The sequence below is a fragment of the Thermogutta sp. genome, from assembly GCF_014359955.1.
Classification (GTDB): domain Bacteria; phylum Planctomycetota; class Planctomycetia; order Pirellulales; family Thermoguttaceae; genus Thermogutta.
The window spans coordinates 1-10,209 of record NZ_JACIYL010000071.1 but is presented as its reverse complement, the minus strand read 5'-3'; the positions used below and the strand labels follow the sequence as shown (position 1 = coordinate 10,209).

Below are 10,209 nucleotides of genomic sequence, written 5' to 3'. Positions count from 1 at the left end.
CAAGCGGACCTGACAAGCAGGTCCCTCCGAGAAATCATTTGGAGGGGCACGCTTGTCGTGCCCGGTGAATTGGGGTGGATCATCCAAGTTTGACCAGCGGACGTGACGAGCAGGTCCGTCCAGGCTGAAGATTGCTCCTGCCCAAGGTGTCGTCCCGATCCGTGCCGCTTTCTGGCAGCAAAAAAGTAGGGGTGGCTCATCGCCAGGTAACTTGCCGAGTCGGCACGATGGGGTATACTTAAGAGGTTAGTGCGCTAGGAGCTGAAAACCGTGTCTGCGAACCAACCCCTCTCAGCCGTCGATCATCTGCGCTGCGACGTCGTGAACGTCGCCGCTCGGATTATCGGCATTATCATTATTGGCTGAGCAGGGGGACCGTGGGCCGGTAGTTTTTCAGAAGCATCCCAAAGCCCTGAGGTCCCCAAAAACCTCGGGGCTTTTCGTTTTTAGTCGTCGATCGCAAGCATTCGACGAGCGGCTGGAGATTTGACGGGCTCCTTTGCCTTACGTGTGGACAAAGCCAATTACCCCCAAAAGACCAGGAGACACGTTATGCGGAGGATCGAGATCTACGACACGACGCTGCGGGATGGGGCGCAAGGAGAAGGGGTGAGCTTTTCGGCTTACGACAAGCTCCTGTTGACGCGGCGGCTCAATGAGCTGGGATTTGATTACGTTGAAGGGGGGTATCCTGCCTCAAACGATAAGGACTTCGAGTACTTCCAGAAAGTGGCCCAGATCCCTCTGGACAGGGCAACAGTGGTGGCCTTCGGGATGACCCGCCGGAAGGGGCTCGACGTCACCCAGGACCCGGGAATCAAATCCCTTCTCGAGGCGGGCACGAAGGTGGTCACAATCGTGGGGAAGGCCTCGGCCTTTCAGGCTGAGCAGGTCCTCCGCACAACACGCGAAGAAAATCTTGCAATGATTACTGATACAATCAGTTATATTCGATCCCAGGGTAGGGAAGTCATTTTCGACGCCGAGCACTTTTTCGACGGCTACAAGTACGACAGCGACTACGCGTTGACGACGGTTCGTCTGGCCGCGGAAGCTGGCGCCAAAATGGTCGTCCTGTGTGATACCAATGGAGGCAGTATGCCGGATGAAGTGGCGGAAATAACAAGGAAGGTGGTCGGGCTGTTGCCGGTGCCGGTCGGTATTCACTGCCACAATGATTGCGATGTGGCGGTCGCTAACTCGCTCGCGGCTGTCGATGCGGGGGCAAGCCAGGTCCAGGGGACGATCAATGGCTTTGGGGAACGCTGCGGGAATGCGGACCTGATCTCCGTCATTGCAAACCTGCGACTCAAAAAGGGCTACGAGGTGCTGACGCCCGACGCCCTTCGCCATCTCACGGCCCTCTCCCGTTTCGTTTACGAGATGGTGAACATGCCCTACCGGAACAATCAGCCGTATGTTGGCAGGAGCGCATTTGCCCATAAAGGGGGGATGCACGTCAGCGGTGTTTCGCGCGTTCCGCAAAGTTACGAGCATATCGACCCGGAATTGGTGGGCAACGAACGCCGGATCCTCGTCAGCGAGCTATCGGGGCGCTCAAACATCATGGCGGCTACGGCAAAATTGAATATTCAGGCCGACCCGAAAGTATTGGAACGAATTCTGGCCAAGGTTGTGGCACGCGAACATGCAGGGTATCAGTACGAGGCCGCCCAGGGCTCTTTCGACCTGTTGGTCAAACAGTGTCTCGGGACGTTCAAGCCGCACTTTGAGCGATTGGCCTATCGGGTTAATATCGAAACAGAGAGCGACGGCCGCATCGTGACCGAGGCTACGGTCAAAATTCGGGTTGGAAACGAAATCCGCCACGAGGTGGCCGAGGGCGATGGCCCCGTTAACGCCCTTGACGCGGCGATGCGAAAAGCGCTCAATGGAACGTTTCCCAATCTTGCCAAAATGCACCTGGTGGATTACAAGGTGCGGGTCATCAACTCAGAAGCGGGGACCGCGGCTGGGGTGCGGGTGATGATTGAAAGCCGCGATGAGACCGATACCTGGGGCACGGTTGGGGTGAGCGAAAACATCATCGAGGCAAGTTGGATTGCTCTCGCCGATAGCTACGAGTACAAGCTCTGCAAGGACGAGGAACGAGAACAGCAGGCAAGGGAAAAGGTGGAAAATGTCGGAGCAAGCCGCGAACGCTAACGCGAACGCTAATCAGGCATCCGGTTCGATGAAGGATTTACCGAAACAGTACGACCCCAAAGTGGCCGAGACACAGTGGTATCCCTTTTGGGAGTCACGCGGGTATTTTCATGCCGATCCGGATCCGAATCGAACGCCTTATACCATAGTTATCCCGCCGCCAAACGTTACCGGCGCCCTCCATCTTGGACACGCCCTCAACAATACCCTCCAAGATATTCTCATTCGCATGAAGCGGATGCAGGGTTTTAACGCCCTGTGGATTCCCGGTACCGACCATGCCGGGATAGCCACCCAGGCCGTTGTGGAGCGTCGGCTTCTGGCCGAAGAGGGTAAGACGCGCCATGACGTGGGGCGGGAAGGACTGGTGGCAAGGATTTGGGCATGGAAGGATGCCTACGAAAAACGGATCCTCGATCAGCTCAAACGGATGGGCTGCAGTTGTGATTGGCGGCGGACCCGCTTCACGCTCGATCCCATTTGTGCCCGGGCGGTGCGCCATACGTTCTTCCGGCTTTTTCGGGATGGACTCATTTATCGGGGACGGCGTCTGGTGAACTGGGACACGCTCCTGCAGACGGCGGTCGCCGATGACGAAGTGTTCCACGAGCCGGTGCCCGGGCATTTCTGGTACTTCCGGTATCCCGTGATTGATCCCCAGCCGGGCGAACCGGAATATGTGACGGTGGCAACGACCCGTCCGGAAACGATGCTCGGCGACACCGCAGTGGCCGTCCATCCTGATCCGGAAGCCGCGCTGGATAAGGCGGAACGCGAGTTGCGAAAACGGCTCAATACGGCCGGCGAAAAGGAACGCATCGAACTTGAACGGGAATTGGAGAATCTGCAGCAGCGGCGGCAGACACTGCTGCCCACGTTGCTCAAACTGCGGGACATGGCCCAAGCAGGCCGAAAGGTGCTTCTTCCCCTCCAGAACCGGCCGATTCCGCTCATCACAGATGTTTGGGCCAAGCCGGAAATGGGAACCGGTTGCGTCAAGATCACTCCCGCCCACGATCCCAACGACTACGAGGTGGCGCTGCGGCACAACCTGCCGATGATCAATATCCTCAATCTCGATGGGACACTCAACGAGAACGCGGGGGCCTACAAGGGGCAGACGATCATGGAGGCCCGGCAGAATGTCGTGGCGGACCTCGAGAAACTCGGGCTGGTGGAAAAGGTCGAAGAGCGGATCATCGACCTGGCCCATTCAGATCGGTCGAAGACACCAATCGAACCCCTGCTCACCGATCAGTGGTTCGTGAAGATGGAACGTCTGGCCCAGATGGCCATGGATGCGGTCATCGACGGGCGAGTGCGGATCATTCCACCGCGCTATGCGAAGACCTATCTTGACTGGCTGAGTGAGAAACGAGACTGGCCGATCAGCCGGCAGCTCTGGTGGGGGCACCAGATCCCCATCTGGTACTGCGATACCGCCACCGAGAAAGAATTGCAGGAAGCGTTTGCCGGACGGGACGACGTAGTGTGGCGCTGGGATGAGGAACATCGTCAGTGGCTCATCTGCGCCCTGGAAGATCTCCCTGCTGACGCTGTCCCGGGACATACCCTGCGGCGGGAAGAAGATGTGCTCGACACGTGGTTCAGCTCTGCGTTATGGCCGCACTCCACTCTCGGCTGGCCGGAAGATACGCCCGAGCTTCGCTATTTCTACCCCACGAACACGCTGGTGACCAGCCGAGACATCATCACCCTTTGGGTGGCGCGGATGGTGCTGGCCGGACTTTACAACGTCGGAGAAGTTCCCTTCCGGGACGTGTACATTCACCCCAAAATCCTCGACGGTTACGGAGAAGGGATGTCCAAGTCCAAAGGGAACGGCGTCGATCCCGTGGACGTCATGGAAAAATTTGGAGCGGATGCGCTCCGCTATGGTCTGGCCTATCTGACAACGGAAACACAGGACATCCGCATGCCGGTGAGTTTCGAGTGCCCTCACTGTGGGCAACTCATCGAGCAGACCCGCGAGAACAGGATTCTCCCGCGCATCATCTGCCCGCACTGCAAAAAACCGTTCGCCACGCAATGGGCGGAAAAACCCGAGGACAAGGCTCTGCCGCGCGGCCCGGTGGTGAGTGAACGGTTTGAACTGGCCCGCAATTTCTGCAACAAACTTTGGAACGCCTCGCGGTTCGTCCTTCTCAACCTGGAGGGATTTTCCCCGGGGACGGTGCGGCCGGAGGAACTCTTCCTGGAAGATCGCTGGCTGTTGAGCCGCCTGGCGACGGTGGTTCAGCAGGTGACGGATCATCTGGAAAATTATCGCTTTTCGGATGCGGCGCGAACGCTCTACGATTTCGCCTGGGACGAATTCTGCAGTTTCTATGTGGAAATGGTGAAGGTTCGGCTGCAATCCGCGGAAAGCCGCCCGACAGCTCAGAGACTGCTCGTCCATGGCCTCGACACACTGCTGCGACTTCTGCATCCGATGATTCCGTTCCTCACCGAGCACGTGTGGCAACTACTGGCGCAAGCGGCACCGATTCGCGGCCTGCCACAACCGGCCCAGGCGGCGGAAAGCATCATGATCGCGCCCTGGCCGGTCGCTTCGCCGGGAGATCAAGACCCGGCGATCGAAGAGCAGTTCCGCAGCTTCCAGGAGGTGTTGAAGTCCTTGCGGGAATACCGCATGCGGAACACCATTCCGCCGTCGGAAACAATGCTGGTGGAGATTGTCGCCCGGCAGGACGTGGCGAACCAACTGCGGCCGATGCTGCCGTATTTCCAGACCATGGCCCGCGCCGATATCCAGTTTGTGGACGAAGGCGAGCCGGGGCTTTCCACCGTGGTGTATGTGGGGGATGGTGCAACGGTCCGCGTCAAACTTTCCGAAGCAGAGCGGAGCCGGGAAATTGCCAGAAAGCGTCAGGAATTGGCGAAATTGGAAGCCCTGATCTCGCAGAAGCGAAAGAAGTTGGAAAACCAGGCCTTCGTAGAAAAGGCCCCCCGCAATGTCGTGGAAAAAGAACGGCAGTCGCTTCGCCAACTGGAAGAGCAGTATGCAGCGGTTTCCCATGTGATCGCCCAGTTGGGAGGAACGACGTAGGATTCACCGAGGCTTATGCCGGAGCTGCCAGAAGTCGAGACCATGCGACGCGGAGTTGCGCCACTCCGCGGCGCGCGCATTCACAGCGCGGAAGTTCCCATTCTCAACGTCCAGCCCATTGAGTACGTGCCCCCACCGGACGAATTGTGCCGACGCCTTGCCGGACGCCGCATCGAAGACGTGGACCGAGTGGGCAAAAGGCTCCTCATCCGCCTCAATGGTGGAGAGGTTCTCCTCATCGAACCGCGAATGACAGGACGGGTCATCGTCGATCCACCCGGTGACCTCTCCCATATCCGATTGAAACTTCATTTGTGCCGTGAAGAAGACCGTGGGGCGGTGCGACAGCACCTGCTGGTTTTTCGCGATACACGCGGTCTAGGGATCGTCCGCCTCATCTCCGAGGAAGATTGTCGCAGAGAATTGGGGCCCGAGAGAATAGGGCCGGATGCCCTAGCCATTACCTGGTTTCAACTTCGGGATCGGCTGCGGAAACGCCATTGTGCCATCAAGGTGGCTTTGATGGATCAATCTGTCCTGGCGGGCGTGGGAAACATTTATGCGTCGGAGGCCCTCCATCGCGCCAAAGTTCATCCCCAACTTCCCTGCTGCCATCTTTCCAGTTCGCAATGGCGAGCCGTCACCGAGAGTCTTCACCGGGTTTTGCGGGAAGCCATCGCATTGCAGGGATCCACTCTCGGGGATGGCGCCTACACAACTCCCGAGAACATGCCAGGCAGTTATCAGAATGAACACCGCGTGTACCATCGCGAGGGACAAAAATGCCGACAGTGCGGAAAAGGAATCATCCGCCGGATAGTACTCGCCCAGCGTTCCACTTTCTTCTGCCCGGTATGCCAGCGGCTTCCAGTTCGCCTGAGACGAAGACTTGCCCGCGCGTAATCCGTTCCCGTCGGGCCACCTCTTCAGCCCGCGCGCTCAGTAGAGGCGGAAGAGAACGGGGACGAGATGGTGAATATGGGCCCATTCCAAAATTTGCACCCCGGGATAGATCAGGCCAATGAGGGCGGCGTCGAGCACCGCACGAGTGAATACGGAATAGTTGATGGTGCCTTCACCAGGAGTGTAAAACTTTCCCCATTGAGGCCACCAGCGGGGTGTGGCCCTGGCATATGCTTGATATTGTTCGCCGAAAGAATCGCTCAGGTACTTCTCTTCCCGCCGCATGGCCGGCCAGTGGGTGACGAGAAAAATCCCCAGAAAAATGGCCGTCAGGGTCAGCGATTCCAGTGCTAGTCCCGTCCCGATAAACCCCAGCGCAGTGAACAAATACAGCGGGTGCCGACTGAGTGAGTAAGGTCCCGAAACGACCACTTCTCGGTTCTTTTTGCCCGCAATGTACGCAGCCGCCCAGATTCGACCGACGGCCGAAAGGAAAATCGCCGCGCAGCCCAGGGTTTCCATGCTGAGATTGAGAGGGCCGTCCTCCCTGTACATATGGTGGGAAAACAGCACAAGAGGAATGACGAGTGCTATCAAAAGTTTCGCCGCATTCAGTCGCATGATTTCTAGCAGTCGTTCATTCCACACCCTGTAGGAGAACGGAAAGGAACCCAGCACTTGCAAATTCTGGCAGTAATCTTTAACAAAATTTTGTCGGTCCGGCAAGACACAAATCGCTGGATTCTCGATGCCTGAACCACCTGCCGGCCACGGGACCGGCGCGCTTTCAAAAAATCGAGCGTCGGATCTGATTGTCTTTTTTCGAAACGTGAGGCAGCACCGCACGGCGCGCCACTGCCGGGACAGTGCCCGGGACCACGTTGTCCGTTCGCGACGGTGTCAAAAACGGCTATCCTCTCCTTTAACTGATAGCCCGAGGCCGGGCCGAACCAACACTATCGCGGCCTCATCACGATTCTGCGACTGAAGGCTCTCCGCGATGAACACGCACGAGCTGCTGGAGCATCCATACAAGGACCACCGTGCCCACGGCAAACGTTCCCAGAAAGAGCGCCATCGGCCCCCAATCCGGCTTTTCGGGAATTTTCCAGACCGGTGCGTAGTGGGCCAGTTCGATGTTCTGAACGATCTGCCGGCTCACCGCGTTGAGTGTGATGACCACCAGTTGGGCAACCCCTGCCAAAGCTGCTGTCAGGGGAGAGAGTCCTCTGATGCGGATCAGGAACAGCACAACCAGGACAAGAGCCGGTGATGCCCCCGTGAGAACGGTCAGTGGCAGCCGCCAGCCGCTCCACATGTATTGGAAGACTTCCTTAGGCCACGAACCGAAGACATATCCTGTTCCGGATCCCACGTAAATGACCGCACCTATGATCCCGATCACAAACGCATACTTTGTCAGCCACTGGCGGTACGAGGCGTCGGCTTTTGCATCAAAGAACATTCCATCGATAAGAGACCACGCGGCGGTGGTGAGGAAAGCCATGCCCAGCACCATCGGCCAGCGGTGCCAGAGGGAGGAATCGGCGAAATTGTGCCCTGTTCCTGTCGCTGCCCCGGCCACCTGGTGCGCCAGCCAGATCGACTTCCATCTTTCGGGGGCTGCCATCAGGCTCATTCCGTTGGAGAAAAGAATGGCAATGATCAGGAAAAACACAGCCGCCACCCAGCCCGCTATATACCTCCATGCCGGCATGGGACGGTCCGGTGTCACTCCAAAGGCAAAGGCGTACACCCCGTAGTAAGCAACCAGGAGCAGGCCGATGATGGCCAGCCAGAACCATGCGGTAAGAATCGTGGCGGGGTAAAAGGCCCAGGGATACGCCACCTGGATGAAAAGAAGGGGGACTATTCCAAAGTTGACACCAAACGCGATGATCACCGGCATGAGCGTCGCCATACGTTCGGCCCAGTGTCGCGCGGGACCTTCACGCCTGTAGAGTACGAGGATCAAAAACATCCCCGCAAACCACAGGTTCATGGGCACCATGTGCAGAATAAATCCCAGCACCTTAAAAAACTGGATGAACCAGAATGGCGCAGGCAGAGGACCCAAAGTTGCTGGATCGACCGGTTCCATCATCGACGTGCCTCCAGTTGCTCAAGTGTGGGATAAATGCCGTGAGGGCGTTCCGGGGCAATCGACAAAAGATAGTCCGTCACGAGTTCTGCTTCCTCCGGAGTCCCCGACCAGGGCGGCATGAAATAGTGTGTCTCGTGCAGATGGCGGACCATATCGACGAGCATTTCCCGGGGACGTGAAAACAGCAGGGGGCCGACAGCAGAGTACCCCGTCTCGGCTGCGTGGCAATCATTGCAATGGTGCATAAAGATCACCTGCCCCAGCAACCGTCGATCCTGTTCTGAAAGTTGGAGGAGCCGCTCGGGCAGAATACGTCCGTCCTGAATAACCTCCGGATACCGCTCGGCCACGAATTGGCGAGTCCACCGGCCACTCTGCAGGAAACCTTCCTTCCGAAACTCAGGAACCTCTTTCTCCAGGATCTGGTTGCCCAGCACCACCCCATACACAACATAGGGTTTTCGGACGGCCTCGCGGATGAACTCTCCCGTGCTGAAAGCGGCCAGACCAAAGAGCAAAAGCGCCGCGGCGAAACCGGGCGTCATCCAGCCGGGATTGCGATAAGGCCCCAGGTATAACAGCACAAACACCGCGGCGGTGAGGGCGAAAATGAGCACCGTGAGAACCGTCAGGACCGCGGCCGCTTCCAGGGCCATCCGAGCAGAAGACGGCAGGAAAGCAAACCACGCCAACCCCCCCACGGTGATCAAAACGGCTCCCAGAAGCGCCGGTCGGGTCGAACGCTGGATGATAAGGTTCCGCACTTCTCCCGCCGGCAAGGTCAGCGAGCTATGGAGATACACGTACAGCGCGGTCAGCAGAATGGCTCCACCCGTTCGAGAAATGACCTGCGGGATAAATTGGGGATTGAAGAAACCGCGCCAGAACGACGGAGATTCCAGCCAGGTTCCCGGGTGCAGCATGAACGCGGTGATGCCCGTGATGAGCACAAGACTCATCCAGGCCGATATTGCGTAGATCCAGGCGATCGCCCGATGAATACGCGGCGGCAGTCGATCCCAGTAGTAGTAAAAAATGAAGGCCGACGTCAATTCCAGGACGAAGAACACCCACTCTGTTGCCCAGCCGAACACGAACGTGTGGATGAGGACTTCGGTAGCCAGGGGAGAGGCCAGCCCAATGGTCCACCAGATGCCGACGCCGGTAATGGCCCCGAACACGACCGTCAAAAGGATGAAAAACGGGGCGTGACGCTTCAAGTAAGCCAGATATTCACGATTCCCGGTGCGGTAGGCATGAGACACTTCCACTGCAAAGAAGAGTCCGCCTCCCACCGCATAATGGGAGACAAGAACGTGTAACACTGCGATGATGGCGATGAGCATGGGTGCCGTCAGGACGGGGACGTACCACCAGGGATAATGCATCAGTGCGACCCTTTCCACGAAGCGACCTGGATGAAGCAGACTCTCCCAGCGGGGAAATTCTGGCAACCGAACCCGACGATGGCTTGCCTGACAGTTAGCCGCGACTCCTGGACCGAGGTCGAAACACCTCAGCCCTCCGAATTCGCGGCGTGCCTAAGCATTCGCGGCCGAAACACCGCAACCAGAACGCCATCGTTGCGATTAACCTTCCATTATTTGGGATAGGTCCCGGCAAGACAACGGTGAGTCGCTGAGCTTTTCATGCCGCGTTCTGGGAAGCCTTCTGTGGATCGCACGGGCAGCACGGCTGGAGGCCGAGCTTGCTCAGGATCCATACCGCGGGGCACCAGTTGGTAAAGGCTGACTGAAAAAGATTCAGGCCAGCGAAAATAGTCAGGATGAGCCAATACGGAGAGTGAACCCATGCCAGAACGGCACTCACTGTCACCACGATTCCGGCCATCAGTCGCAACCCGCGTTCAATCGTCATAGCCATAACCTCCTTATCTCAAAGAGTTTTCGGGACCCAGGGAGTAGTCGGTCGGCGCGGCCCAGGTGTCGAGTCCGGCGTCAGCAAA

General features: G+C 57.9%; 7 protein-coding genes. 3 read left to right on the top strand and 4 right to left on the bottom strand.

Annotation, left to right across the window (positions count from 1 at the left end; genetic code table 11):
* Positions 1-552: 552 nt before the first annotated feature.
* The 3 genes from cimA to mutM are packed head-to-tail and all read left to right on the top strand — an operon-like array spanning position 553 to position 6,139.
* The gene (cimA, locus tag H5U08_RS03860; RefSeq protein WP_297030364.1) at positions 553-2,166 is read left to right on the top strand and encodes a citramalate synthase; all 1,614 of its coding nucleotides are present in this window, start codon (positions 553-555) and stop codon (positions 2,164-2,166) included.
* Positions 2,141-5,236 (top strand): class I tRNA ligase family protein, encoded by a 3,096-nt coding sequence (locus H5U08_RS03855; protein WP_297030361.1) that lies wholly within the window; start codon positions 2,141-2,143, stop codon positions 5,234-5,236. Before cimA ends, H5U08_RS03855 begins: the two co-directional genes overlap by 26 nt.
* A gap of 15 nt (positions 5,237-5,251) precedes the next feature.
* Complete coding sequence (gene mutM / locus H5U08_RS03850; protein ID WP_297030358.1) at positions 5,252-6,139, top strand: bifunctional DNA-formamidopyrimidine glycosylase/DNA-(apurinic or apyrimidinic site) lyase; 888 nt, start codon at positions 5,252-5,254, stop codon at positions 6,137-6,139.
* A 36-nt stretch (positions 6,140-6,175) separates the two neighbouring features.
* Here the strand turns inward: mutM and H5U08_RS03845 are convergent, their stop codons facing one another.
* From H5U08_RS03845 to H5U08_RS03830, 4 genes are all read right to left on the bottom strand, one after another.
* Positions 6,176-6,760 (bottom strand): isoprenylcysteine carboxylmethyltransferase family protein, encoded by a 585-nt coding sequence (locus H5U08_RS03845; RefSeq protein WP_297030355.1) that lies wholly within the window; start codon positions 6,758-6,760, stop codon positions 6,176-6,178.
* Positions 6,761-7,109: 349 nt separating this feature from the next.
* Complete coding sequence (locus H5U08_RS03840; protein ID WP_297030352.1) at positions 7,110-8,243, bottom strand: hypothetical protein; 1,134 nt, start codon at positions 8,241-8,243, stop codon at positions 7,110-7,112.
* A complete protein-coding gene (locus H5U08_RS03835; protein WP_297030349.1) occupies positions 8,240-9,631 on the bottom strand; it encodes a cytochrome ubiquinol oxidase subunit I in 1,392 nt (463 codons plus the stop codon). The genes H5U08_RS03840 and H5U08_RS03835 overlap by 4 nt, the downstream gene beginning before the upstream one ends.
* Before the next feature lie 259 nt (positions 9,632-9,890).
* Positions 9,891-10,121, bottom strand: a complete 231-nt coding sequence (locus H5U08_RS03830) for a DUF2892 domain-containing protein (RefSeq protein ID WP_297030348.1) — start codon at positions 10,119-10,121, stop codon at positions 9,891-9,893.
* Positions 10,122-10,209 lie beyond the last annotated feature (88 nt).

What these genes read in the sequence shown, in the direction of transcription:
- cimA (WP_297030364.1), top strand. Translation starts at nt 553, where the DNA reads ATGCGGAGGATCGAGATCTACGACACGACGCTGCGGGATGGGGCGCAA.
- H5U08_RS03855 (WP_297030361.1), top strand. Translation starts at nt 2,141, where the DNA reads ATGTCGGAGCAAGCCGCGAACGCTAACGCGAACGCTAATCAGGCATCC.
- mutM (WP_297030358.1), top strand. Translation starts at nt 5,252, where the DNA reads ATGCCGGAGCTGCCAGAAGTCGAGACCATGCGACGCGGAGTTGCGCCA.
- H5U08_RS03845 (WP_297030355.1), bottom strand. Translation starts at nt 6,760, where the DNA reads ATGCGACTGAATGCGGCGAAACTTTTGATAGCACTCGTCATTCCTCTT.
- H5U08_RS03840 (WP_297030352.1), bottom strand. Translation starts at nt 8,243, where the DNA reads ATGATGGAACCGGTCGATCCAGCAACTTTGGGTCCTCTGCCTGCGCCA.
- H5U08_RS03835 (WP_297030349.1), bottom strand. Translation starts at nt 9,631, where the DNA reads ATGCATTATCCCTGGTGGTACGTCCCCGTCCTGACGGCACCCATGCTC.
- H5U08_RS03830 (WP_297030348.1), bottom strand. Translation starts at nt 10,121, where the DNA reads ATGACGATTGAACGCGGGTTGCGACTGATGGCCGGAATCGTGGTGACA.